This window comes from Streptomyces sp. NPDC056452 (genome assembly GCF_042796085.1).
GTDB lineage: Bacteria > Actinomycetota > Actinomycetes > Streptomycetales > Streptomycetaceae > Streptomyces.
Window position 1 is genome coordinate 49,813 of sequence record NZ_JBHTRI010000041.1, and the last position, 23,399, is coordinate 73,211.

The window sequence follows — 23,399 nt, forward strand, 5'->3', positions numbered from 1 at the left end:
CGGGAATGGCAGAATCGAGCACGGCGGGCACCGTCCGCCGCCGGAAGAACGACCAGCCGGCCCCCCGACCTGCGCAGGGACGATGAGCACGTACCGCGACTTCGCACACCGCGGCTCCGCCCGCGCCACCGTCCTGCGGACCGTAGGAACCCGGGAGCGGCGCTCGCACCTCACAGCGCCCCGCGTCCCCACCGTCGGCATCGACATCGGGGGTACGAAGGTGATGGCCGGCGTCGTCGACGCCGACGGCAACATCCTGGAGACCCTGCGCACCGAGACGCCGGACAAGTCCAAGAGCCCCAAGGTCGTCGAGGACACCATCGTCGAACTGGTCCTGGACCTCTCCGACCGGCACGACGTGCACGCCGTCGGCATCGGCGCGGCGGGCTGGGTCGACGCGGACCGCTCCAAGGTGCTGTTCGCCCCGCACCTGGCCTGGCGCGACGAACCCCTCCGGGACGCCATCGCCTCCCGCCTCGTGGTCCCCGTCATGGTCGACAACGACGCCAACACGGCGGCCTGGGCGGAATGGCGCTTCGGCGCCGGCCGCGGCGAGGACCATCTGGTCATGATCACGCTGGGCACCGGTATCGGCGGCGCGATCCTGGAGGACGGGCACGTCAAGCGCGGCAAGTACGGCGTCGCGGGTGAGTTCGGGCACATGCAGGTGGTGCCCGGCGGGCACCGCTGCCCGTGCGGGAACCGCGGCTGCTGGGAGCAGTACAGCTCGGGCAACGCCCTGGTGCGCGAGGCCAGGGAACTGGCCGCGGCGGACTCCCCGGTGGCGCACGGCATCATCGAGCGGGTCAAGGGCAACATCCCCGACATCACCGGACCGCTCATCACCGAACTGGCCCGCGAGGGCGACGCGATGTGCGTCGAGCTCCTCCAGGACATCGGCCAGTGGCTGGGTGTCGGCATCGCCAACCTCGCCGCCGCGCTGGACCCGTCCTGCTTCGTCATCGGCGGCGGTGTCAGCGCGGCGGACGACCTCCTGATCGGCCCGGCCAGGGACGCCTTCAAGCGCCACCTCACCGGCCGCGGCTACCGCCCCGAGGCCCGGATCGCGAAGGCCCAGCTCGGCCCGGAGGCAGGTATGGTCGGCGCCGCGGACCTGGCACGCCTGGTCGCCCGCAGATTCCGCCGGACCAATCGCCGGCGCGTCGAGCGGTACGAGCGGTACGCGCAGTTCTACGACCAGGCGGCGAGCACCATCCGCAACTCGCGGAGCACCCGCGCCGCCGACTGATCAGCGGCACCTTTGGCCACCCGTACTCCGCAACTCCGCACCGTAGCCTCGAGGGACCACCGACCATGACCGCAGCCGAGCACCGCGCCGTGCCGCGCCAGTCCCCATCTTCCGGTTCTTCGATTTCCGGCGGTGACGGGACTCCTCCGCCGGACCGGCGCCGGGTGATCCGCCGACGGATCATCACCCTGACGATCATCGTGCTGCTGATCGGCATCCCGGCCGGCTACCTGGTGATCTCCGCCGGCCAGAGCCGGCGCTCGGGCAAGGACAAGGAGGCCGAGGCCGCCGCGCAGGGACTGCGCGAGAGCTGGCCGTCCGGCATGCAGCGCCGGATCTTCGAGTTGCCGATCCCCGGCAATGCGGTCGGCGTCCAGTACTACGAGACGAACAACTGGAAGGCCAGCCGGATGTACGTGAAGTTCCGTACGACATCCGCAGGACTCGACCGGTTCCTGAGCGGAGTCGGGACCGGGCGCGCGGCGCTGGAGACCGGCAAGGTCACCATCGGCGAACGCGATGTCAAGATCACCGGCTGGTACTTCGGGCCGGGCGTCGACTGGGCGGGAACCGTCCACAAGAACAAGGACCCGCGCCCCACGCAGGACATCACCGTCAACATGACGGACCCGGCCGCCCCGGTCGTCTACGTCGTGTCTGCGGCGACCCCCTGACGGGGAGCGGCCGGGCGGCTCATTACCCTGGAGCGAGTGAGTGAAGTGAGCGAGACGACCCCGCAGCCCGCCCAAGCCCCCCACCCCTTGCAACCGCAGCCCCCGCAGCCCGTGAACCCCGGACAGGGCGAGCAGGCCCGGCAGCCCGGCCCCGCGCAGGGTCCGGCGCCGCAGCCCCCGCACCGGGACGGCGTGCCGCAGACGGCCGCACTGCCGGTGCAGGACGGGCTGATCCAGCGGATCCCGCAGGCGATACCCGGGCAGCAGTACGCCGGCGCGGCACCGGTGCACGGGGAGGTCGTCCCGCCGCAGCACCTCGGTACGCCACCGGGCCCGCAGCACGCGGAGCCGGGTCCGTCCGTCGAGACCACTCAGCCGCTTTCGGCGGAGCAGCTCGCACCCCTGCAGGGTGAGCTGCTCCGGCCGCTCCAGCCGTACCCAGGGGCCCCGCTGGAGGCGCAGCCGGCCCGGACGCCGCAGCATGCCCCGCCTCCGCAGTACCCCGGGCCGTCGCAGGGCCCGCAGCACGCGGAGCCGTCGCGGCAGCCGGGGCTCCCGCAGACACCGCTGTACCCCGGGCTGCCGCAGGCGACGCACAGCGCCCCGCAGCACACGCAGGCGCCGCACGGCCAGCAGCCCCAGGGCCAGCAGATCCCGCAGCCCCAGAGCCAGCTGGACCAGCAGCCCCAGAGCCCGCAGATCCCGCAGCCCCAGGGCCAGCAGGGCGCGCAGCCGCAGAGCCAGCTGGACCAGCAGCCCCAGAGCCCGCAGATCCCGCAGCCCCAGGGCCAGCAGGGCGCGCAGCCCCAGGGCTCGCAGGCGGGGCAGCTGCTCCAGTACCGCTTCGACGGGCCGGACGATGCGCCTGTCCTGGTCATCGGTCCTTCCCTCGGCACGACCTGGCACATGTGGGACCGCCAGATACCCGAGCTCTCGCAGCACTGGAGAATCTTCCGGTACGACCTGCCGGGGCACGGCGGAGCCCCCGCACACCCCGCGGCGGCCGTCACCGACCTCGCCGACCGTCTGCTCGCCACACTGGACAGCGTGGGCGTCCAGCGCTTCGGGTACGCAGGCTGTTCCATCGGCGGCGCGGTGGGCGCCGACCTCGCGCTGCGCCACCCGCACCGGGTCGCCTCGCTCGTGCTGGTCGCCGCCTCGCCCCGTTTCGGCACCGCCGACGAATTCCGGCAGCGTGGCGTGATCGTCCGCAGCAACGGTCTGGAGCCGATCGCCCGCACGGCCCCGGAGCGCTGGTTCACCCCCCACTTCGCCGCCGCCCAGCCGGCCATCGTCGAGTGGGCCGTCCAGATGGTGCGTACGACCGACCCCGGTTGCTACATCGCCTCCTGCGAGGCCCTGGCCGCCTTCGACATCCGTACGGAGCTCTCCCGGATCGGCGTCCCGACCCTCGTCCTGGTCGGCGCCGAGGACAAGGTCACCGGACCCGCGGAGGCGCGCACCCTCGTCGCCGGCATCCCGGACGCCCGGCTCGCCCTCGTCCCCGGAGCCTCCCACCTGGCCCCCGTCGAGCAGCCCGGCGCCGTCACCGATCTGCTCCTCATGCACTTCTCCACGGCCTGGCAGGACACCCTGGCCTCGATCCCGGTACCGGCAGCCCCGGGGCTCGCCGCTTCTTTCGTGCCCGTGGTGCCCGTCGCGGAGATCGGATCCGCGACTCCCGGACCCGAAGCGGCCACGATGGGCCGGCCGGACCGGTACGACAGCGGGATGAAGATCCGGCGCGAGGTGCTCGGCGACGCCCATGTGGACGCCGCCACGGCGGCGTCGGACGCCTTCACCGACGACTTCGAAGAGCTCGTCACCCGCTACGCCTGGGGCGAGATCTGGAACCGTGAGGGCCTCGACCGCCGGGCCCGCAGCTGCGTCACGCTCACCGCCGTGGTCGGCTCCGGACATCTGGAGAGCCTTGCGCAGCACGTAAGGGCCGCGCTGCGCAACGGACTCACCCCCGTCGAGATCAAGGAGGTGCTGCTCCAGACGGCCGTCTACTGCGGCATCCCGGCTGCCGGCGCCGCATTTGCCATCGCGCAGTCCGTGATCCAGGAGGAAACCACACCTCCCGCGTAGCAGGATGTGGGTATGAACGCACCGTCTCTCACCCTCACGAAGAACACGCACTCCTGCATCCGGCTGGAGCGGAACGGCCAGGCGCTCGTCATCGACCCCGGCGGCTTCTCGGAGGACGACGCCGCAGTCGGCGCCGACGCGGTCCTGGTGACGCACGAGCACCCGGACCACTTCGACGAGGCCCGGGTGCGGGCGGGGCTGGAGTCCAACCCGGCCGCGCAGGTGTGGACCCTGCGCAGCGTGGCCGGGCAGCTCTCCGCCGCGTTCCCCGGGCGGGTCCACACGGTCGGCCACGGCGACACGTTCTCCGCCGCCGGGTTCGACGTACAGGTGCACGGCGAGCTGCACGCGGTGATTCACCCGGACATCCCGAGGGTCACCAACATCGGCTTCCTGGTGGGCGGTTCGGTCTTCCATCCGGGCGACGCCCTGACGGTGCCGGACCACCCCGTGGACACGCTGATGCTGCCGGTGATGGCCCCCTGGAACAAGATCTCGGAGGTCATCGACTACGTACGTGAGGTGAAGCCGCGCCGCGCGATCGACATCCATGACGCCCTGCTCACCGATCTCGCCCGCCCGATCTACGACCGGCAGATCGGCGGCCTGGGCGGAGCCGACCACGGCCGGCTGACTCCGGGGGACACGACCCGGCTCTGACCCGCCGGGAGCGGCGGACCGTGGGACGACTGTCAGTGGGAGCGGATAGGTTTACTGCATGCGCATTGCCACCTGGAACGTCAATTCGATCACCGCCCGGCTCCCGAGGCTGCTGGCCTGGCTGGAGAGCACCGGCACGGACGTGCTGTGCATCCAGGAGACCAAGTGCACGGCCGAGCAGTTCCCCGCCGAAGCACTGCGTGAGCTGGGCTACGAGTCCGCCGTGAACGCCACGGGCCGGTGGAACGGGGTGGCGCTGGTCTCCCGGGTGGGCCTCCAGGATGTCGTGACCGGCCTGCCCGACGGGCCCGCCTACGAGGGCGTGCAGGAGCCGAGGGCGATCTCCGCGACGTGCGGTCCGGTCCGCGTCTGGTCGGTCTACGTCCCCAACGGCCGCGAGGTCGAGCACGATCACTACGCCTACAAGCTGAGCTGGTTCGAGGCCCTGCAGAAGGCGGTCGCCGCCGACGCCGCGGGAACCCTGCCGTTCGCCGTCCTCGGCGACTTCAACGTCGCGCCGACGGACGAGGACGTCTGGGACCCGGCGCTCTTCGAGGGGGCCACCCACGTGACCCCCGCCGAGCGCGCCGCGCTGGCCACGCTCCGCGAGGAGGGGCTGTCGGACGTGATGCCCCGACCGCTCAAGTACGACCGCCCGTACACCTTCTGGGACTACCGCGAGCTGCGCTTCCCGAAGAACAAGGGCATGCGCATCGACCTCGTCTACGGCAACGCCCCGTTCACCGCGGCCGTCAAGGACAGCTACGTCGACCGCGAGGAGCGCAAGGGGAAGGGCGCGTCCGATCACGCCCCGGTGGTCGTGGACCTCGACCTCTGAGCGCCGGGCGGGGGAGTCCGGTGAACGAACGCGAGGGCCGCGACTGGACGGCCATGACTCCCGCGGATTTCGATCCCGAGGCCCCACTCCTGCTGGACGTGGGCACCGGCCCTGTCGTCATCCCGGCCGAGCCGGCCGAGTGCGGTACGCCGCCGCTGTTCGGGGTGGAGAAACCCGCACCGCGCGCCCCGCGCGCCGACCGGCGCCCTGTCGCTCCCGTGAACCAGGAGGGCCTCTTCTGAGGGCCGGGAGTCAGCGCCGCTTCGTGGGCAGCAGATGCGGGGCGTGCTCGGTGACGGCACGCACCACCTCGCGCGTGGACGGGTTCACCATCGCGTGCCCAGCCACCCGGACCGTCGGCACGGTCTCGTTGCCGTCCGCGACCGAGCGCACGAAGGCGGCGGCTTCCGGGTCCCTCCAGATGTTCACCTCGGTGTACGTCAGTCCCGAGAAGCGCAGCCGCAGCCGCAGTTTCATGCAGTACGGGCAGCCGGGCCGCCAGTAGACAACCATGCCGTCGCGGTCCCCGGTCATCGAATGCCCCTCTGTTCACGTCCGTTGATCGGGCTCAGCCAACCGCGCCGCGGCGGCAGGGGCAAGGGGCGACAGGTGTCAACCGTCGGTTGACACCTCGTGGGTGTCAACCTAGGGTTGCCCCCATGACGAAGCCGCTCGGGCCCAACCCTCCCATCCGTCTCGACGACCTCATCGAGGCGATCAAGAAGACCCACGCCGACGCGCTGGAGCAGCTCTCCGGAGCGGTCGTCGCCGCGGATCACCTCGGCGAGATCGCCGACCACCTCATCGGCCACTTCGTCGACCAGGCGCGGCGCTCGGGCGCCTCGTGGACGGACATCGGCAGGAGCATGGGCGTCACCCGGCAGGCCGCCCAGAAGAGGTTCGTGGCCAAGAAGCCCGACGAGACCGCGGACCTGGATCCGAGTCAGGGATTCGGGCGGTTCACCGAGCAGGCCAGGAACGTCGTCGTGGCCGCGCACAACGAGGCCCATGCGGCCCGCAACGACGAGGTGCGCACCGAGCACCTGGTCCTCGGGCTCCTCGGAGATCCCGACACCCTCGCCGCACGGGTGATCACGGGGCAGGGCGTGTCACCGGCCGCCGTCCGGGAGGCCGTAGCCCTCGCCCTGCCGGCCGCGTCCGACGAGGTGCCCGAGCTGATCCCGTACGACGCCGGCGCGCGCAAGGCCCTGGAGCTGACCTTCCGGGAGGCGCTGCGGCTCGGCCACAGCTACGTGGGCACGGAGCACATCCTGCTGGCCCTGCTGGAGTTCGAGGGCGGCTCGGGTGTCCTCACGGGGCTGGGCATCGACAAGGAGGCGACGACGGCGACCGTCGTCTCGGAGACCGCCGACGGGGAAAAAGGTGCGGCGGCCGAGGGCGCCGATAGCTAGGGTGAGGACACCGAGCGCCCGGTGCGCAGGCAACGGATACTTCTTTCTCGAAAAAAGACGCCCCAGGTTCAATTCCTGGCGGTCCGGCTCAGGCCGGGCTGTGGGTGCGGCGGCCCAGCATCCTGTCTCCGTCGCCGACTCCGATCTCGGGCGCCCGTACGCCTTTGATGCCGCCCCCGCCGGGGGCGGCATCGCGCGTTCCCGTACCGGTCAGTGGACGGAGAAGCCGCCGTCCACGAAGATCGACTGCCCGGTGACGTACGACGAGGCCGCACTCGCCAGGAAGACCGCGGCACCGGCGAAGTCCTCGGCCAGGCCGTTGCGGCCGACCATCGTGCGGGCGGCCAGTGCCGCCACCTTCCCGGGATCGGACGACAGCCGCCGGTTGAGCGGCGTCATGACGAAGCCGGGCACCAGGGTGTTGGACGTGACGCCGCACGGGGACCAGGCCTCGGCCTCCGAGCGGGCGAGCGACTCCAGCGCACCCTTGGAGACCCCGTAGGCCCCGCTCTGCACGAACGCCCGGTGCGCCTGCTGCGACGTGATGTGGATGATCCGCCCGTAACCCCGCTCCGCCATGCCCGGTCCGTACCGCCGGCCCAGCAGATGAGGGGCCTTGAGGTTCAGGGCCATCGTGGTGTCCCACACGTCCTCGTCGAGCTCGTCCATCGGCGGCCGCAGATTGATCCCCGCGCAGTTGACGAGGATGTCCGGCTCGCCGAACACGGCCGCAGCCTCCTCGGCCGCCGTGCGCACTCCCTCGCTCGTCCCCAGGTCCGCGCTCACCCACGCGGCCCGGCAGCCTTCCGCCGTGAGCTCGTCGGCGGTCCGCTTCAACTCCGTCTCCCTGCGCGCCACGACCACGACACTCGCACCCGCGTGTGCGAGCGCCCCGGTGATCGCCCGGCCGATGCCGGAACTGCCGCCGGTCACCACGGCGACCCGGCCGTCCAGGGAGAAGAGTTCGGAGAGATAGTTCTGCGATGTCATGTCCGCAGCCTATGTACGTCGCCCCGCGGCAACCCGTCCCGGGTCCCGAATCAGGAACAGTCGCGCGCCCTGCGGCGCGGAACAGGCCTGAGGTGGGATCCTAGTGGTATGAACATCCCTTTCCTGGACAACTGGCGTAAGCGTCAGGGCGGTACGCAGGGGGTGGCTCTCGCGGCTGCCGTCCGAACCGATCCGGACGGCATCGCCGAACTGTTCGCAGAATGCGAGCTGCTGCGTGCCCGGGCAGGGCAGGCCGGACTCGAACTCGACGACAGTCCGGCCTCGTTGTCGGCGCTCGACCAGCTCCCGCCGCTGTGGCGCGACGACCCGGAGGAACTGCCCTGGCTGGGCAACGACGCGGGCCTGTACCTCGGCACCGTTCTCGTGCGCACCGTCCCCGGCGCAGTGTGGGACATCCTGGCCGGCGGCCGGCCGGTCGTGCGCCTGGCTTCGGGCCGGGAGATCGACGTCGTCGCGGCGGGTCTGGACTGGGCGATGTCGGGCAGCCCCGAGCTCTCGGAGATGTACGCGGAGTCGGCGGAGGTCGGGCCGGGGCCCAAAGCGCGATAAGCAGCCTTATGCGCTATTGGTGCGTGTCGGGCGAGAAGTCCGTTGCGGGCCTGGATAGTTTGCGCTGACCTCGACACAGCGATAAGTGGGTAGGGCAGCGTATGGCCGTCGATCCGTTGATCGAGCTGCGGGACGTACACAAGTATTTCGGAGAGTTGCACGTTCTGCAGAGCATCAATCTCACCGTCGGCCGCGGGGAGGTGGTGGTGGTCATCGGCCCTTCCGGATCAGGCAAATCAACGCTCTGCCGGACCATCAACAGACTCGAGACGATCGAGTCCGGCTACATCGCCATCGACGGGACACCCCTTCCCGAGGAGGGGAAGGGGCTCGCTCAGCTCAGGGCCGAAGTCGGCATGGTCTTCCAGTCGTTCAACCTGTTCGCGCACAAGACCGTGCTGGAGAACGTCTCGCTCGCCCAGATCAAGGTCCGCAAGCGCAAGAAGGACGAGGCCGACCAGCGCTCCCGTGACCTGCTGGAACGGGTCGGGCTCGCCTCGCAGGCCGACAAGCTCCCCGCCCAGCTCTCCGGCGGCCAGCAGCAGCGCGTCGCCATCGCCCGCGCGCTGGCGATGGACCCCAAGGCGCTCCTCTTCGACGAGCCCACCTCGGCGCTCGACCCGGAGATGATCAACGAGGTGCTCGAGGTCATGCAGCAGCTCGCCCGGGAGGGCATGACCATGGTGGTCGTCACGCACGAGATGGGATTCGCCCGCTCCGCGGCCAACCGCGTGGTGTTCATGTCCGAAGGCTGCATCATCGAGGACCGCACTCCGGAGGACTTCTTCACCGCCCCGGAGAGCGACCGCGCCAAGGACTTCCTGTCCAAGATCCTCAAGCACTGACAGGGGGCACCGTGCTGCGTACGAGAAGACTCGCGACCGCGCTGGCCTGCTTCCTGCTCGCCGTGCTCGTCGCCGGCTGCGGCCGCGAGGGCAGTCCGCCCGTCAAGGGACCGAAGGCCGGGGCACTGCCCCAGTACACGGTCGACACGGATTTCCAGCTGCCCGAGTCGAAGACCTGGAAGAAGGCCAAGAAGCGTGGATACCTGGTCGTCGGTGCCAAGGAGGACCAGCCCTACCTCGGCGAGAAGGATCCGGCCACCGGCATCTACTCCGGCTTCGACATCGAGATCGCCCGCATGATGGCAGCGTCCCTCGGCTTCGAACCGGACACGATCCGCTTCCGGACCATCGCCTCCGCGAACCGTGAGACGGCACTCCAGAACGGGCAGATCGACTACTACGTCGGCACCTACACGATCAACGACATGCGCAAGAAGCTCGTCGGCTTCGCGGGGCCCTACTACATGGCCGGCCAGGGGCTGCTGGTGCGCACCGACGAGAACGACATCAAGGGGCCGCAGGACCTGGCGGGCAAGACCGTCTGCTCGGCCGCCGGATCCACCCCGTACCAGCGCATCGCCGCCGACTACCCGGAGGCGGACCTCGTCGCCTACGACACGTACTCGATCTGTGTCGACAACCTCCTGACCTACCAGGTCGACGTCGTCACCACCGACGACGCCATCCTGCTGGGCTTCGCTGCCAAGGCGCCGGACGAGATGAAGGTCGTCGGCAAGCCCTTCTCCGAGGAGCCCTACGGCATCGGCGTCCCGCGCAGCGACAACGCGCTGCGCTTCGCCCTCAACGACGCCCTCGAAGAGAACGAGAAGAACGGCAACTGGAAGAAGGCCTTCGAGGCCACGCTGGGCCTGTCCGGGGTGCCCGCGCCGACACCTCCGCCCATCGACAACTATCCGGCGAACTGAGGGGCCGGCCACCATGGATGTACTCACAGAGAACTTCTCCCTCTACGGCGACGGCTTCCTCGGCACCGTCGAGCTCACCGTCTACGCCTCGATCCTGGCGCTCGTGCTGGGCTTCCTCATGGCGTCCTTCCGGGTCGCGCCCGTCGGCTCGCTCCGGGTGATCGGCACCGTCTGGGTGACGGTGCTCCGCAACACCCCGCTGACGCTGCTCTTCTTCGCCGTACTGCTGGGGCTGCCGCGCTTCGGGCTGGTGCTGCCGTTCCAGGTCTTCGCCGTCCTCGCCCTCGGCTGCTACACCTCGGCCTTCATCTGCGAGGCGCTGCGCTCCGGCATCAACACCGTGCCCACGGGCCAGGGCGAGGCGTCCCGCAGCCTCGGTATGTCCTTCGGCCAGACACTGAGCAACGTCGTGCTGCCGCAGGCCTTCCGTTCGGTGATCCCGCCGATCGGATCGACACTCATCGCCCTCGCCAAGAACTCCGCGATCGCCGGAGCGTTCAGCGTCACCGAGCTGCTCGGTGTGTACAAGCCCCTCAACGAACTCGGCTACAGCATCATCTGGACCTTCGTCTGGATCGCCGTCGGATACCTGATCATCACCCTGACCATCAGTGCGCTCTTCAACGTGATGGAGAAGCGCTGGGGAGTCGCCCGATGACCCACTCCACCGTCTCCGCGACCGCCCTCTACGACATCCCGGGGCCGGTCACCCGCAAGAGACACTTCACCTACGGGGTCATCTCGACGATCGTGATCCTGGCACTGGTCGGCTGGGTCCTGTACCTGCTCTTCGACACGGACCAGTTCACCAGCGAGAAGTGGGCGCCCTTCACGTACAAGGGCATCCAGGAGCTGCTGCTCCGCGGGCTCGGCAACACCCTCAAGGCGTTCGCGTACGCGGCGGTGCTCTCCCTGGTGCTCGGGGCCGTGCTCGCCGTCGGGCGGCTGTCCGTCCACCGTCCGGTGCGCTGGGTCTCGACGTTGCTGGTCGAGTTCTTCCGGGCCATGCCCGTCCTGGTGATGATCTTCTTCATCTTCGTCGCGCTGAAGGTGCAGCCGCTGCCCGCGCTGGTGGCCGGACTGACGCTCTACAACGGCTCCGTGCTCGCCGAGGTCTTCCGTACCGGAATCAACTCGGTCGACCGGGGGCAGCGGGAGGCGGGGTACGCCCTGGGGATGCGCAAGACACAGGTCACCACCTACGTCCTGGCCCCGCAGGCCGTGCGCGCCATGCTGCCCACCATCATCAGCCAGCTGGTGGTGGCCCTGAAGGACACCTCGCTGGGATATCTGATCACCTACGAGGAGTTCCTCCACGCGGGCAAGCTGATCGCCTCGAACCTTGACTACGGGCTCCCGTTCATCCCCGTGGTGATGGTCATCTCGCCCATCTACATCGGGATGTGCATGCTGCTCTCCTGGTTCGCCACCTGGGTGGCCAGACGGGAGCGGGGCAATCCGAAGACCAAGGCGGTGGGCGTGACCCCCGCCGAACCAGGGGCCCTCCTGCCGGGCGCGAAGTAGCCGACAGCCGCCCCGCGGGGCCGGCCGGAAAGGGCAGTGCCCGCCCGGCAGCAGCCGGTGATCACCTCTCGCTCGTGCGGAACCGGGACATGCCCCGGTTCCGCGCCGAGCGGGGGGAAGGTCAGCTGCGTGCCGGTCGGATCGTGCTCGACACGGAGCGGATCGACGGTGTCGATCATCAGGGCGGGCCGGTGTCTGTCCGTGGAACGTATAGGGGGCGTTGCCGACCAGTCTGCCGAGGCCGAGCGGGCCCACGTCGCGGAGGAGGCGACGGGGGTGCCGCTCTCCTTGGTGCCTTTCCGCCGGGCGGTCTTTCCCTCTATGCCACTTCGGTTCTCGTCGGCGGTGAGTACTACCACGACAGTCTCTCAAGAACGTGCCCTGAGACGTCATTTCATCCCGCCGGCACCCCTGGAATCGGTGACCGCCGCCGCCTTGGTATTCCTGCAACCTGGGCTTTTGAGCTGTGCCGCAAGTGCCTGTCCGTGGAAACACCCGGGTGCCAGTATGTCCGGCAACGCAATCAGCGGACAGGTTCTGAAAGGCCCGAAACGTACACGCACGTAGGGGGATCGATCAGCATGCTCAGGCGTACTGCAACAGTTCTCGGCACAGTGGCCGCGGCTTTCATGCTCACCACAACCACCGCCACCGCCACCGCCGCTGACGGAATCATCTCCGCGGGAGAAGACAACATCAAGTGGAGGAGAAGCTGCGATTCCGTGTACTTCGGAGCAGTCGGCACGACGTCCGCGCAAACCAGAAAGGATGCCGGCGGTTCGTGCAAGGGCGACGCCTGGCTCCGCGTTTACACCTACAGCGGGTGGACGTCGTGGGTGAACAGCTCGACCAAGGCGGTGATTTCGAGCTCGGGTGGTCACATTACGAGGGCAGAGCACAAGGGCTGCAGCGACTGCACCGTGTACTCCACAGAGCTGCGGTGGCTGGACTGAGCATGGTCTTCTGCCGGTTTCTCCACCGCGCAGCCGTACGCGTCGGCGGTCCTGCCCGGAGAGAGGGACGACGCTCACAGGCAGTCAGAATTTCGACAACGGATTGGACAAGGACGATGCTCATGCGTATCAAGTCTGCGGTTCTCTCACTCGGTATCGCCGCCGTGTGCACCGGGCTCGCCGCTACCCCGGCCACCGCCTACGTCAACGCCGACCTCTCGAAAACGGTGTGGACCCGGGACACCGGCCAGTGCCTGAACACCTGCGTCCTCGAGGACTGGGCGAACGACCTCTCCGGCACCTTCTTCAAGCGTGACGTCGGCGGCAAGGCCCTCAAGATGCACATATACAAGGGCAGCACGACCGTCGCCCAAGTCGAGTTCCACCCGTACGACGATGTGCTGTGGGTCTACGACGGCGCCAACGACGGCGACACGATCTACGTCCGCCTGAAGTGGGACGAAGGCCCGTTCACGAACGCCGTCGACGAGAAGTACTGGGCACCGGGCGCCTCGACGGTGATCGACTCCAACAAGGTTCAGCTCGCCCCTGACGACGACATCGACGAGGGCACCGAGGTCCAGCTCCGCATCTACGACGACAAGGCGCTGACCGACCCGATAACCGGGTGGTACACCGTCGTTGCCTGACTCGCGGGCCGGCCGTCCCCGAAATCGGTCGGCACCGATGTTTCATGATGGGCCGTCAGCTGCTGCTGGCGGCCTGTCTGCGTATGGCGCTGCGCAACAGGCCCGACGGTGAACCGGGTTCCGGTCAGGTCGACCTCGCTGACGTGCATACGGAGCATGTCGTACTCCCCCGGTGAGCTCGCCTTTTGCGGTCAGCCGCAACAGCATGGCCCAGCGTCCGCCGCTGGGCAATCCTGGGTCTCCCGGAGCACGGAAACGCTTCGACTCCGGCAAGGCCCTACGCGTCTTGAGGTGCCGGTCCACCCACTGACGGACTGCGGCGCAGCGGAGCAATCCCCGACATGTCCCTGGAAGGAAAGCCCCCATCATGCCGATTCATCTTCGCCCTCGATCGGATTGGGCGCAGTACGTCACCGCGGATCCGCGCATTGCCCTGCTCGCAGCGGCCTTGGGTAAGGCAGCAGTCGTGATGCGTGCCGAAACCCCGACGGCGAACGAAAACCTGTGGGAGCCGTGGACGGGCGGTGTCTTCATTCATCACAGAGGAGAGGGCAAGTTTCAACCCGACTCGGAACGCGACTGCCAGGTGGAAATAGCAAAGGCTTGGGCGAGCGGCTATTTCGATGTCGATGACATCCACTACAACTTCCTGGTATGCCCGCACGGCGAAATATACGAAGGCCGAGGATACCGGCGAGCCGAGGCCAACGCGGCCGGCCATGTGAACGGTATCGGCAGAAACACCGGCTTCTACTCGATATGTGGCCTTCTTCGCTCGGAGGACAACCCGACCCAGGCCATGCGGGATTCGATCAAGAACCTGATCTGGCATCTGCGGACCGAGACCTTGGTCAGCCTGGCGGCGGGAGGCCTCCTCGTGCCCCACTCCCTGGGATACGACACGGAGTGTCCCGGAAACCTCACGTCGTATGCGAAGGCGGGCTCTTCGATGGATCCCGGCATGCCCACGGCCGGGAAGGAAACCGACGGGCTGCAGATCATTTCACGCGGCCAGTGGGGAGCCCGTCCGCCTCGCGACGAGGACTTCGCCTCGCCGTCGCAGCGCACAGGATTCGCCGTGCACTACTCGGCCGGTCCGACGTCACAGACTCCCCGGGCCATTCAGAACTACCACATGGACGGCAACGGGTGGTGGGACATCGGTTACAACTTCCTGGTGGACCGCTCCGGCCGAATATTCGAGGGGCGGGGCTGGATGACCGTCGGCGCACATGCGACGGGCTACAACACGAGCCACTTCGGTGTGTGCTTCATCGGACGGGACGGCGACGCGACCCAGACCGCCAAGAACTCCATCCGCAGCCTTTACTACGCCGCGAACGGATACGCGGGAAAGGCGCTCACCAGGACGTACCACAGCGCGATCGGCTCCACGGCCTGCCCCGGCAACGATCTCCGGACCTGGGTGCGGAACGGCATGCCGGGAATCACGTACCCCATCGTCGGTGGTCAGCCGGTGTACAACGGTGAACCCCCGAGCGACGGCTCGGCCGGCGGCCTGACCAGCGTCCGTTCCATCGCCGCGCAGCAGCGTGCCGTCAACGGCCTTGGCCACACGCCGCAGTTGGACGTCGACGGAGCCTTCGGACCGCTGACCAACGCCGGAGTGAAGTGGCTCCAGGCCAAGGTCGGCGTCGGCGCGGACGGCCTCTGGGGACCGCTGACCGAGGCGGCCTATGTGGCGTACAACGGTGGGGGCGGATCCGACGGCGGCCTGACCACGATCCGTACCGCCGCCGCGCAGCAGCGTGCCGTCAACGGACTGGGCTACACCCCGCAGCTGGACGTCGACGGTGTCTTCGGTCCGCGGACCGAATCCGGGGTCAAGTGGCTCCAGGCCAAGGTCGGTGCCGGCGCCGACGGCCTGTGGGGCCCCGCCACCGAAGCCGCCTACGTGGCGTACACCGGAGGGACGGCCGACGCGGACGGCGGGTTGACCAACATCCGGTCGGTCACGGCTCAGCAGCACGCGGTCAACGGCCTGGGTCACACGCCGAAGCTGGATGTCGACGGCCTCTTCGGTCCCCGGACCGAATCCGGAGTCAAGTGGCTCCAGGCCAAGGTCGGCGCCGACGTCGACGGCCTGTGGGGCCCCGCCACCGAAGCCGCCTACAACCGTTACCAGGGGGGTGCGGGACTGACCGTGGACGGTGGTTTCGGCCCGGCCACCGTCACGGAGTTGCAGTACGCGATCGGCGCCACCGCCGACGGCGTCTGGGGGCCGGACTCCAAGCGCGCCCTGCAGCAGCACCTCAACACCTGGGCCGATGCGGGCCTGGTCGTGGACGGCGATTTCGGTCCGGCCTCGGTGAAGGCCCTGCAGGGTCACCTCAACAAGATGATCGGCGCCGGTCTGACCGTGGACGGCGACTGGGGCTCGGGAACCACCAAGGCCCTGCAGACCGCACTCAACCAGGGGAGGTTCTGATGCGGGACGATGCGACGGAGGCCACGGACGCCATGGACGCCGCGGACACCACAGGCATCACGGACGACCGGGCAGCAGGGCTGTCCCGACGGCGCGTTGTCACGGGCGGAGTCCTGGCCGCCGCCGGTCTCCTCGGCCTCGGGACTTCGGGAGCCGCCGCCCTGCCGTCGGCCGCGGGCGCGTCCGCCGGGCGGCCCGGTGCGGCGCCCCTGGGACTGTCGTCCTTCACCGCGGTGGCGGCCGGCGAGGCGGATGCCGTCACGGTTCCCGCCGGTCGCACCGCCGACGTGCTCGCCCCCTGGGGACAGGCCGTACGCGCGGCCGGGCCCCCATGGCGGGCGGACGGGAGCGGTTCGGCGGCCGAGCAGGCACAGCAGGTCGGCAGCCATCATCACGGCGTCCAGTTCTTCCCCTTGGGTGACGGTGCCACGGGGAACCGCCGCGGCCTGCTGGTGATCAGCCACGAGGCGACCGACCCCGAACTGCTGGGCGGCGGGGCCGACAAGGCGGTCGCCGCGCAGGGCCTCACCGTGCTGGAGGTACGGGAGTCCGGAGGTGTGTGGAAGGCCGTGGACTCGGCGTACAACCGGAGGATCACGGGCGACTCACCGGTCCGGTTCTCCGGTCCCGTGGCGGTCGACGGCAGGTCACGAGGCGTGCTGGCCTGCGGCGGCCACGGCATCACCCCCTGGGGTACCTACCTGGCGGCGGAGGAGAACTTCAACGCCGTCTTCGGCACCGACGAGCCCGACTGGCGGCGCGACGAGGAGCACGTCAGGTACGGCTTGTCCGCCGACGGGTTCGGGCATCCCTGGCACCGTGCCGACCCGCGATTCGACCTTGCCGCTCGTGAGGCGAGACCGGACGAGTTCGGCTGGATCGTGGAGCTGGACCCCCGCGATCCGTCCGCCGTCCCGGTCAAGCGGACCGCGCTCGGACGCTTCATGCACGGCGGTGCCACCGTGACCGAGGCCGCGGGACGCCTCGTGGTCTACAGCACCGACTCCGAGGACGGCGAGTACCTCTACAAGTACGTGAGCGCGGACAGCTGGCGCCGGCTGCGCGACCGGGGCAGGAGCCCGCTGGACCACGGCACGCTCTACGTGGCGAGGATCTCCCCCGACGGCGTCGGCCGGTGGCTGCCGCTCCGGCACGGGCACGGCCCGCTGACCCGTGACAAGGGCTGGCACGACCAGGCGGACGTCCTGGTGCGGGCCAGGACGGCAGCGGACGCCCTCGGCGCCACGCCCCTCGCCCGGCCCGAGCGAGTTGCGGTCAGCCCTCTCGACGGAGAGGTGTACCTGGCTCTCGCCAACAGCACGGGTGGCTCCCCGTGTTCGAGCGGGACCGGGGACAACACGGCCGCAGGGGCATGCGCGCGTGGCGCCGATCCCTACGGGCGCGTCATCCGCTGGCGCGAGGCGGCGGACGACGGTACGTCGCCCTCCTTCCGCTGGGAGGAGTTCCTCGTCGGCGGTGACCCGGACCTGTCCGCCGACGGCGCGTTCGCCGCTCCCAAGGGCCTCTGGTTCGGCGCGGACGGAACGCTCTGGATCTCCACCGGTGTCTCCGGCCACGCCCTGAACGGCACTGCGGCGGCCTACCGGGCCGCCGGGAACAACGCCCTGCTGGCAGCCGATCCGACGACCAGGAAGGTTCGCCGTTTCCTCACCGCCCCCCGCGGCGCCGAGGTCACCGGAGTCACCGCCACTCCTGACGGACAAACGCTCTTCGTGAACATCCAGCACCCCGGCGAGCGCACCGCCCGGTGGGGCGCCCCGGACGCCGCCGACCCAGGTGCGGTGAGCACCTGGCCGTCCGGACAGCCGGGAAGCCGCCCCCGCTCCGCGACCGTTGCCGTCCACCCGGTCCGAAACCCGCGTCGAAAGGAATCGTCATGAACAGCAAGCCTGTCCCGTCCCGGTCCCGGAAAGCGGTGAGACGCCCAGGTCACACGGGTGACACCGTCCCGCCGTCCCACCCGGCAGCGTTCCGTTACGGGCGTTCCGAGCGCCCAGACGGTGTCGCTCCCGTCACCGATGAACCGAACGAACGAAAGGAAGAACGTATGCGACCGAACGTCATGACGAGGTCGATCGTCAGCGCCACGGCCGTGGCCGGGCTGGCGATCGGGACCCTCGCGGGTGCCGGCAGCAGTTTCGCGGCCTCCGCACCGGCGGCCCCGCCGGCGGTGAGCGCCGAGGCCTTCGGCACTCTCGCGACGAACAACCTCGGCCTCACCAGCAAGCAGGCCAAGGGCATCCAGCGCTGGCTGAGGGGCTGGGGCTACAACGGAGACATCGACGGACTGCTGGGCACCAACAGCTGGAAGGCGATACAGAACTTCCTGGAGGACCAGTGGGAATACGACGACGCGATCGACGGGATCCCCGGCCCCAACACGATCAAGGCGCTGCAACGGTTCCTGAGTGAGCACTCCCAGTACACGGGTCCGATCGACGGCATCGCCGGGCCGGGCACCAGGGCCGCGTGGTCGAACTGGGCCAACTTCATCGGCTGATCCGCGCTCACGTCACCGATCGACCGAACGAACGAAGGGGAGAACGCATGCGACCGAGCCTCATGACGAGGTCGATCGTCAGCGCCACCGCCGTGGCCGGGCTGGCGATCGGGAACCTCGCCGGTGCCGGCACCAGCTTCGCGGGCTCTGCACCCGGCGCCCCGCCGGCGGTGAGCGCCGAGGGCTTCGGCACCCTCGCGACGAACAACCTCGGCCTGACCAGCAGGCAGGCCAAGGACGTCCAGCTCTGGCTGCGGTGGAACCATGAGTACACCGGTTCCATCGACGGACTGCTGGGCACCAACAGCTGGAAGGCGATGCAGCGCCACTTGGCGGAGGACTGGGAATACCACGACTCGATCGACGGGATCCCCGGCACCAACACGATCAAGGCGCTGCAGCGCATGCTGCGGGACCACGGCTACGACCGTCCGATCGACGGCATCGCCGGGGACGCCACCAGGGCCGCGTTCGCGAAGTTCGCCGACATCCACGGCTGATCCGTACGCGCCTGCCGCACCTCGTCACGGGGCAGGCGCGCTGCCGTTCAGCCGGCCGCAGACGATCGAACGAACGAAGGGAAGAACGCATGCGACCGAGCGTGGTGACGAGGTCGATCGTCAGTGCCACCGCTGTCGTCGGGTTGGCAGTCGGGACCCTCGCCGGTGCCGGCACCGGCTTCGCGGCGTCCGCACCGGCGGCCCCGCCGGCGGTGAGCGCCGAGGCCTTAGGCACCCTTGCGACGAACAACCTCGGCCTGACCGGCGCGCAGGCCGAGAACCTCCAGTGGTGGCTGGCCCTGCACTACAACTACACCGGCCCCGTCGACGGGCTGCTGGGCACCAACAGCTGGAAGGCGCTCCAGCGCCACCTGCGGACGAACTGGGGCTACAAGGACGCGATCGACGGGATCGCCGGCTCCCACACGATCAAGGCGCTGCAGCGGTACCTGAAGGACCTCTGGGGCTACACGGGTCCGATCGACGGCATCGCCGGGCCGGGCACCAGGACCGCGTTCGCGAAGTTCGCCGGCTCCGTCGGCGGCTGATCCGTAGGTGCCTGCCTCACCTCCTCACGGGGGAGGTGAGGCAGGCGCGCTCGTCGCTCCCGGCGCACCACCGGCTGTACCCGAACCCCGCGTTGTCCACGTGCAGGCGCCAATAAGCAGGCACCGCAAGCTCGTTGAACCCCCGTTTATCGTTCCTTGATTCCAGCTACCTACGATCGTCCGGCGGATCCCGCGCCGAACGAACGCTGGTGCGCTGTAGAGCAAGAGCCGAACTCAACTGGGGGAACGACGTGCTCCGCATTCACTTCACCGATGTGGATCTGGCGAGGACCCGGCTCGCCCCCGCTCCCGATCCGCTCTTCGAGATCGCCGCGAGTCTGCACCGGTTCCAGACCCGGAGGGGAAGGTGGGCCTTCGACGGGTGGTACCGCACGACACGGCAACAACTGCGGGAGAAGGGGCTGGAGCGCGCCCTGCGAAATGTGTTGCTGCCCTTGTATCCAAGGGCCGCGTACTATCCGGATTTCCTCACCCCGGTCGGGGCGTTGGACGGACTGGACGTGGGACTGGAGTCGATTCTGGCCACGCCCGGGCAACGGGTCATGGCGGAGATGGCCATCCTCGACCGGATCGTCGGAGCGCCCGCGTGGGCCGGGCAACTGGCCGGACTGGAAGCGCGCAAGGAGTTCGTGGGGGTGCTGCGCGCGTACTACGAGGTCGTCGTCGCCCCCCACAAGGAGCAGGTGCGGGCGCGCGTCGAGGCCGAGCGGGCGGCACGCTGCCGTGGGTTTCTCGACGGCGGAGTGGAGGGCATGCTCTCGGGACTGGGGCCCATGCTCCGCTGGCGCCCTCCCGTCCTGGAGGTCGCCTACCCCAGGCAGGCGGACGACCGGGACCTTCACCTGAACGGCCGTGGGATCACTCTCGTCCCGTCGTACTTCAACTGGGGCGAGCCGGTTGCCTTCGCCGACCCGGGACTGCCGCCCGTGGTCTGGTACTCGCTGCTCCACGAGCCCGAGGTCCGCTCCGTGACCGACAGCGCCCCCGATCAGTCCCTGACCAACGTGCTCGGGCGTGCCCGAGCGGTCGCCCTGCGCGCCGCGTCCGCCGGCGCCACGACCGGCGAGATCGCCCGTGCTGCCGGAGTCTCGGCCTCCGCCGCCAGCAGACACGCCACCGCGTTGCGTGACGCGGGGCTCATCACCACCGTTCGGAACGGCCCGACCGTGCTGCACACCCTCACACCCACGGGCGCATCCCTGCTGCGCGCAGCCCTGCGCAAGGCTGAGGCCGACCTCACGGGCACCGTCGCCTGAGCGGGCCTCAGTCGGCCGCCCGGTGCGAGACGGGGGGTGCGACGGGCAGCGGGGCCTGCGCGGTGCGTGTCACATCGCCGATGACCTCCACCACATCGGGCCCGTACGCATGGGTGTTGACCACCTTCAGCAGCAGGACGAAGCTGTTGTTGCGGTGCTTGCGCTGCAGCTTCTCGTAGTTGCGGGCGAGGTAGCGCGATGCCGCCTGATTGGTGATGGCGCGCTGTCCGCAGAACAGGAAGACCGGGCGGGCGTCCTGACCACCCGTCAGACGTGCGAGGAGCACATGCTCGGCGACGCCGGACTCCAGTCGGTAGCGCTCCGAGCCCACTTGGAAGGCGGCGCGGTCCGGGCCGGGCTCGGGATCCGTGTTGATCTTCACGCCGGGCAGCAGGGACTGCAGGTGAGCGGCCATCCGCCGGTTCGACACCGGGCCGCCGACACAGAACTCCGTACGCTCACCGAACCCTTGCTGGGCCACGTCGTGGGACACGATCTGCGCATGTGCCTGGCAGTCCTTGATCAGCGCCGAGAGCTCCAGCAGGGCGAAGACGTCATGGCGGTGGACAGCGCCGTCGCCGCCGGCCTCGCGATTCACCACGAGCATGCACTCGGAGTTCCCGGGCAGTCCGAAGAAGGCCTGCTTGCGGCGGAGTCTGCGCCGCCACAGGTAGGTACGGGCGATCCAGCCGAGGGAGGCGCTGAATCCGGCAGCTATGACACCCAGCACGATGTTGCGCACGTCGTCAGTCATGGGCGGGCATATTAGCGGTCATCCGAGCCCGTGTCCGAGGCGGTCCTGTGGATCCGGGCGGGGCGGCGTTACCCTGCGCGGACGATCCTTCACTGGAGGTACGGATGCGTCGTTCCGTCGGCCGGAATGTGTCGTTCTTGAGCGTTATCGCTGTCATCGGTTCGCTCGGTGCCGCGGCCCCGGCGGCTTCGGAGCCGTCCGGCCCCCCACCCAAGTCTCCGGTGGCGGTCGGATACGGGGGAGCGGTGGCGAGCGTCGACGCGGACGCCTCGGCGGCCGGGATCGAGGTGCTCCGCAAGGGGGGCAACGCGGTGGACGCGGCCGTGGCGACCGCGGCGGCGCTGGGTGTCACCGAGCCCTACTCGGCGGGCATCGGCGGCGGAGGCTACTTCGTCCTGTACGACGCCGAGAAGCGCACGGTACAGACGATCGACGGCCGTGAGACCGCGCCCCGCAGCGCGGACTCCTCGCTCTTCCTGGAGAACGGGCAGCCGATCCCGTTCAACGACGCCGTCACCAGCGGCCTCGGAGTTGGTACCCCCGGCACCCCGGCCACCTGGGAGAAGGCGCTGGACGCCTGGGGCAGCAAGCCTCTGCGGCAGCTGCTGAAGCCGGCCGAGCGGCTCGCCCGCGACGGGTTCGTCGTGGACGGCACCTTCCGCTCACAGACCGCGGGCAACCAGGCGCGGTTCGCCGACTTCCCCGCGTCCGCGGAGCTCTTCCTGCCCCAGGGGAAGCTGCCCGTCGTCGGATCGGTCTTCAAGAACCCCGATCTCGCCCGTACGTACGAGACATTGGGCCGCGAGGGCATCGACGAGCTGTACCGCGGCGGGCTGGCCGAGGACATCGTGGAGACGGTACGCAGGCCTCCCGTCGACCCGGCCGCCACCCGCGTGGTCCGTCCCGGAGATCTGACGGCCGAGGACCTGAAGTCGTACCGTGCCCTGCGCCAGGCCCCCACCAGGATCGGCTACCGCGGCCTCGACGTCTACGGCATCGCGCCCTCCTCGTCCGGTGGTACGAGCGTGGGCGAGGCGCTCAACATCCTCGAGTCGACCGACCTCTCGAAGGCGAGCGAGGTGCAGTACCTGCACCGGCTCATCGAGGCGAGCCGGATCGCCTTCGCCGACCGGGGGCGCTGGCTCGGCGATCCCGCGTTCGAGGACGTGCCGACACGGGAGTTGCTCAGCCAGCGCTTCGCCGACTCGCGCGAGTGCCTGATCAAGGACGACGCCGTGCTCACCAGCCCGCTCGCGCCGGGCGACCCCCGCCACCCCGTCCCGTGCGCCGCCGGGGGCACCGCGGCACCGACGACGTTCGAGGGCGAGAACACGACGCATCTGACCGCCGCCGACAAGTGGGGCAATGTCGTGGCGTACACGCTGACCATCGAGTCGACGGGCGGCAGCGGCATCACCGTGCCGGGGCGCGGCTTCCTGCTCAACAACGAGCTGACGGACTTCTCCTTCGCGCCCGCATCCCCGGCGGTCCACGACCCGAACCTGCCCGGTCCGGGCAAGCGCCCGCGGTCGTCGATCTCGCCGACCATCGTTCTGGAGCACGGCAAGCCCGTACTGGCCCTGGGATCGCCGGGCGGTGCGACGATCATCACCACCGTGCTGCAGTCGCTGACCGGGCATCTGGACCGGGGGCTGCCGCTCGTCGAGGCGATCGCCGCGCCCCGTGCCAGTCAGCGCAACTCGGCCACGACCGAGATCGAACCCGGGCTGTGGGACAGCACGGTGCGCGGGCAGCTGGAAGCGCTCGGCCACGTCTTCAGGCTGAACCCGGAGATCGGAGCGGCCACGGGTGTCCAGCGGCTGCCCGACGGGCGGTGGCTCGCGGCTGCGGAAAAGGTGCGGCGGGGCGGCGGCTCGGCCATGGTGGTGCATCCGGGCGGACGTTCATGACCGATCGGCAGTAGCAGTGCCCTCGGGGCCGGTACGACGCGCTCAGCCGCGTCGTACC

At 69.6% G+C, this 23,399-nt stretch carries 25 protein-coding genes and 1 pseudogene; 22 read left to right on the forward strand and 4 right to left on the reverse strand.

The window, feature by feature from the left end; all coding sequences use genetic code 11:
• Nucleotides 1-82 precede the first annotated feature (82 nt).
• The 6 genes from ACFQ6X_RS31115 (at nucleotide 83) to ACFQ6X_RS31140 (ending at nucleotide 5,754) form a co-directional block, all read left to right on the forward strand.
• A complete protein-coding gene (locus tag ACFQ6X_RS31115; RefSeq protein WP_383186360.1) occupies nucleotides 83-1,249 on the forward strand; it encodes an ROK family glucokinase in 1,167 nt (388 codons plus the stop codon).
• A gap of 65 nt (nucleotides 1,250-1,314) precedes the next feature.
• Entirely contained in the window at nucleotides 1,315-1,923 is a 609-nt protein-coding gene (locus tag ACFQ6X_RS31120) for a hypothetical protein (protein ID WP_383186362.1), read from the forward strand.
• A 36-nt stretch (nucleotides 1,924-1,959) separates the two neighbouring features.
• On the forward strand, nucleotides 1,960-4,014 hold the full coding sequence (locus ACFQ6X_RS31125; protein ID WP_383186364.1) for an alpha/beta fold hydrolase: 2,055 nt from the start codon (nucleotides 1,960-1,962) through the stop codon (nucleotides 4,012-4,014).
• Between the two features lie 12 nt (nucleotides 4,015-4,026).
• Nucleotides 4,027-4,674: an MBL fold metallo-hydrolase gene (locus ACFQ6X_RS31130; RefSeq protein WP_383186366.1), complete on the forward strand. Its 648-nt coding sequence runs from the start codon at nucleotides 4,027-4,029 to the stop codon at nucleotides 4,672-4,674.
• Between the two features lie 58 nt (nucleotides 4,675-4,732).
• Nucleotides 4,733-5,512: an exodeoxyribonuclease III gene (locus tag ACFQ6X_RS31135; RefSeq protein WP_383186368.1), complete on the forward strand. Its 780-nt coding sequence runs from the start codon at nucleotides 4,733-4,735 to the stop codon at nucleotides 5,510-5,512.
• A 20-nt stretch (nucleotides 5,513-5,532) separates the two neighbouring features.
• Nucleotides 5,533-5,754 carry a hypothetical protein gene (locus ACFQ6X_RS31140; RefSeq protein ID WP_383186370.1) on the forward strand — a complete coding sequence of 74 codons (222 nt, stop codon included), beginning with the start codon at nucleotides 5,533-5,535 and terminating at the stop codon, nucleotides 5,752-5,754.
• 10 nt (nucleotides 5,755-5,764) lie between these two features.
• Here ACFQ6X_RS31140 and ACFQ6X_RS31145 read toward each other — a convergent pair whose 3' ends face one another.
• Nucleotides 5,765-6,046, reverse strand: coding sequence for a mycoredoxin (locus tag ACFQ6X_RS31145; RefSeq protein ID WP_383186372.1), 282 nt, complete (start codon nucleotides 6,044-6,046; stop codon nucleotides 5,765-5,767).
• 125 nt (nucleotides 6,047-6,171) lie between these two features.
• Here ACFQ6X_RS31145 and ACFQ6X_RS31150 point away from each other — a divergent pair, with 125 nt between their 5' ends.
• Nucleotides 6,172-6,924 carry a Clp protease N-terminal domain-containing protein gene (locus ACFQ6X_RS31150; RefSeq protein WP_383186374.1) on the forward strand — a complete coding sequence of 251 codons (753 nt, stop codon included), beginning with the start codon at nucleotides 6,172-6,174 and terminating at the stop codon, nucleotides 6,922-6,924.
• 210 nt (nucleotides 6,925-7,134) lie between these two features.
• On the opposite strand, the gene ACFQ6X_RS31155 is transcribed toward ACFQ6X_RS31150, so the two are convergent.
• Nucleotides 7,135-7,914, reverse strand: coding sequence for an SDR family NAD(P)-dependent oxidoreductase (locus ACFQ6X_RS31155; RefSeq protein ID WP_383186376.1), 780 nt, complete (start codon nucleotides 7,912-7,914; stop codon nucleotides 7,135-7,137).
• A 108-nt stretch (nucleotides 7,915-8,022) separates the two neighbouring features.
• Here ACFQ6X_RS31155 and ACFQ6X_RS31160 point away from each other — a divergent pair, with 108 nt between their 5' ends.
• The 5 genes from ACFQ6X_RS31160 to ACFQ6X_RS31180 all read left to right on the forward strand — a co-directional run bounded on the left by ACFQ6X_RS31160 (nucleotide 8,023) and on the right by ACFQ6X_RS31180 (nucleotide 11,779).
• Complete coding sequence (locus ACFQ6X_RS31160; protein ID WP_383186378.1) at nucleotides 8,023-8,484, forward strand: DUF6278 family protein; 462 nt, start codon at nucleotides 8,023-8,025, stop codon at nucleotides 8,482-8,484.
• Between the two features lie 101 nt (nucleotides 8,485-8,585).
• Entirely contained in the window at nucleotides 8,586-9,329 is a 744-nt protein-coding gene (locus ACFQ6X_RS31165; protein WP_383186380.1) for an amino acid ABC transporter ATP-binding protein, read from the forward strand.
• Between the two features lie 11 nt (nucleotides 9,330-9,340).
• Complete coding sequence (locus ACFQ6X_RS31170; RefSeq protein WP_383186382.1) at nucleotides 9,341-10,255, forward strand: glutamate ABC transporter substrate-binding protein; 915 nt, start codon at nucleotides 9,341-9,343, stop codon at nucleotides 10,253-10,255.
• A gap of 13 nt (nucleotides 10,256-10,268) precedes the next feature.
• On the forward strand, nucleotides 10,269-10,913 hold the full coding sequence (locus ACFQ6X_RS31175; RefSeq protein ID WP_383186384.1) for an amino acid ABC transporter permease: 645 nt from the start codon (nucleotides 10,269-10,271) through the stop codon (nucleotides 10,911-10,913).
• Nucleotides 10,910-11,779, forward strand: a complete 870-nt coding sequence (locus ACFQ6X_RS31180; protein ID WP_383186386.1) for an amino acid ABC transporter permease — start codon at nucleotides 10,910-10,912, stop codon at nucleotides 11,777-11,779. The genes ACFQ6X_RS31175 and ACFQ6X_RS31180 overlap by 4 nt, the downstream gene beginning before the upstream one ends.
• 77 nt (nucleotides 11,780-11,856) lie before the next feature.
• On the opposite strand, the pseudogene ACFQ6X_RS31185 reads toward ACFQ6X_RS31180, so the two are convergent.
• Nucleotides 11,857-12,072: pseudogene (locus ACFQ6X_RS31185) on the reverse strand (acyl esterase); the annotation flags it as partial.
• A gap of 288 nt (nucleotides 12,073-12,360) precedes the next feature.
• Between ACFQ6X_RS31185 and ACFQ6X_RS31190 the strand changes: the two are divergent.
• The 9 genes from ACFQ6X_RS31190 (at nucleotide 12,361) to ACFQ6X_RS31230 (ending at nucleotide 20,677) form a co-directional block, all read left to right on the forward strand.
• Nucleotides 12,361-12,732 carry a hypothetical protein gene (locus ACFQ6X_RS31190; RefSeq protein WP_383186388.1) on the forward strand — a complete coding sequence of 124 codons (372 nt, stop codon included), beginning with the start codon at nucleotides 12,361-12,363 and terminating at the stop codon, nucleotides 12,730-12,732.
• A gap of 122 nt (nucleotides 12,733-12,854) precedes the next feature.
• Nucleotides 12,855-13,382 (forward strand): hypothetical protein, encoded by a 528-nt coding sequence (locus ACFQ6X_RS31195; protein WP_383186390.1) that lies wholly within the window; start codon nucleotides 12,855-12,857, stop codon nucleotides 13,380-13,382.
• A gap of 44 nt (nucleotides 13,383-13,426) precedes the next feature.
• Complete coding sequence (locus tag ACFQ6X_RS31200) at nucleotides 13,427-13,558, forward strand: hypothetical protein (RefSeq protein WP_383186392.1); 132 nt, start codon at nucleotides 13,427-13,429, stop codon at nucleotides 13,556-13,558.
• A 191-nt stretch (nucleotides 13,559-13,749) separates the two neighbouring features.
• Nucleotides 13,750-15,831 carry a peptidoglycan-binding protein gene (locus ACFQ6X_RS31205; protein ID WP_383186394.1) on the forward strand — a complete coding sequence of 694 codons (2,082 nt, stop codon included), beginning with the start codon at nucleotides 13,750-13,752 and terminating at the stop codon, nucleotides 15,829-15,831.
• Nucleotides 15,831-17,732 (forward strand): PhoX family protein, encoded by a 1,902-nt coding sequence (locus ACFQ6X_RS31210; RefSeq protein ID WP_383186396.1) that lies wholly within the window; start codon nucleotides 15,831-15,833, stop codon nucleotides 17,730-17,732. Before ACFQ6X_RS31205 ends, ACFQ6X_RS31210 begins: the two co-directional genes overlap by 1 nt.
• 167 nt (nucleotides 17,733-17,899) lie before the next feature.
• Entirely contained in the window at nucleotides 17,900-18,352 is a 453-nt protein-coding gene (locus ACFQ6X_RS31215; protein WP_383186398.1) for a peptidoglycan-binding protein, read from the forward strand.
• A gap of 47 nt (nucleotides 18,353-18,399) precedes the next feature.
• Nucleotides 18,400-18,852 (forward strand): peptidoglycan-binding protein, encoded by a 453-nt coding sequence (locus ACFQ6X_RS31220; RefSeq protein ID WP_383186400.1) that lies wholly within the window; start codon nucleotides 18,400-18,402, stop codon nucleotides 18,850-18,852.
• A gap of 89 nt (nucleotides 18,853-18,941) precedes the next feature.
• On the forward strand, nucleotides 18,942-19,400 hold the full coding sequence (locus tag ACFQ6X_RS31225; protein WP_383186402.1) for a peptidoglycan-binding protein: 459 nt from the start codon (nucleotides 18,942-18,944) through the stop codon (nucleotides 19,398-19,400).
• A 251-nt stretch (nucleotides 19,401-19,651) separates the two neighbouring features.
• Complete coding sequence (locus ACFQ6X_RS31230) at nucleotides 19,652-20,677, forward strand: ArsR family transcriptional regulator (RefSeq protein ID WP_383186404.1); 1,026 nt, start codon at nucleotides 19,652-19,654, stop codon at nucleotides 20,675-20,677.
• Nucleotides 20,678-20,684: 7 nt separating this feature from the next.
• On the opposite strand, the gene ACFQ6X_RS31235 is transcribed toward ACFQ6X_RS31230, so the two are convergent.
• The gene (locus tag ACFQ6X_RS31235) at nucleotides 20,685-21,431 is read right to left on the reverse strand and encodes a hypothetical protein (RefSeq protein WP_383186406.1); all 747 of its coding nucleotides are present in this window, start codon (nucleotides 21,429-21,431) and stop codon (nucleotides 20,685-20,687) included.
• 104 nt (nucleotides 21,432-21,535) lie between these two features.
• Between ACFQ6X_RS31235 and ggt the strand changes: the two genes are divergently transcribed.
• Nucleotides 21,536-23,341, forward strand: coding sequence for a gamma-glutamyltransferase (gene ggt / locus ACFQ6X_RS31240; RefSeq protein WP_383186408.1), 1,806 nt, complete (start codon nucleotides 21,536-21,538; stop codon nucleotides 23,339-23,341).
• The last annotated feature ends 58 nt before the right edge of the window (nucleotides 23,342-23,399 follow it).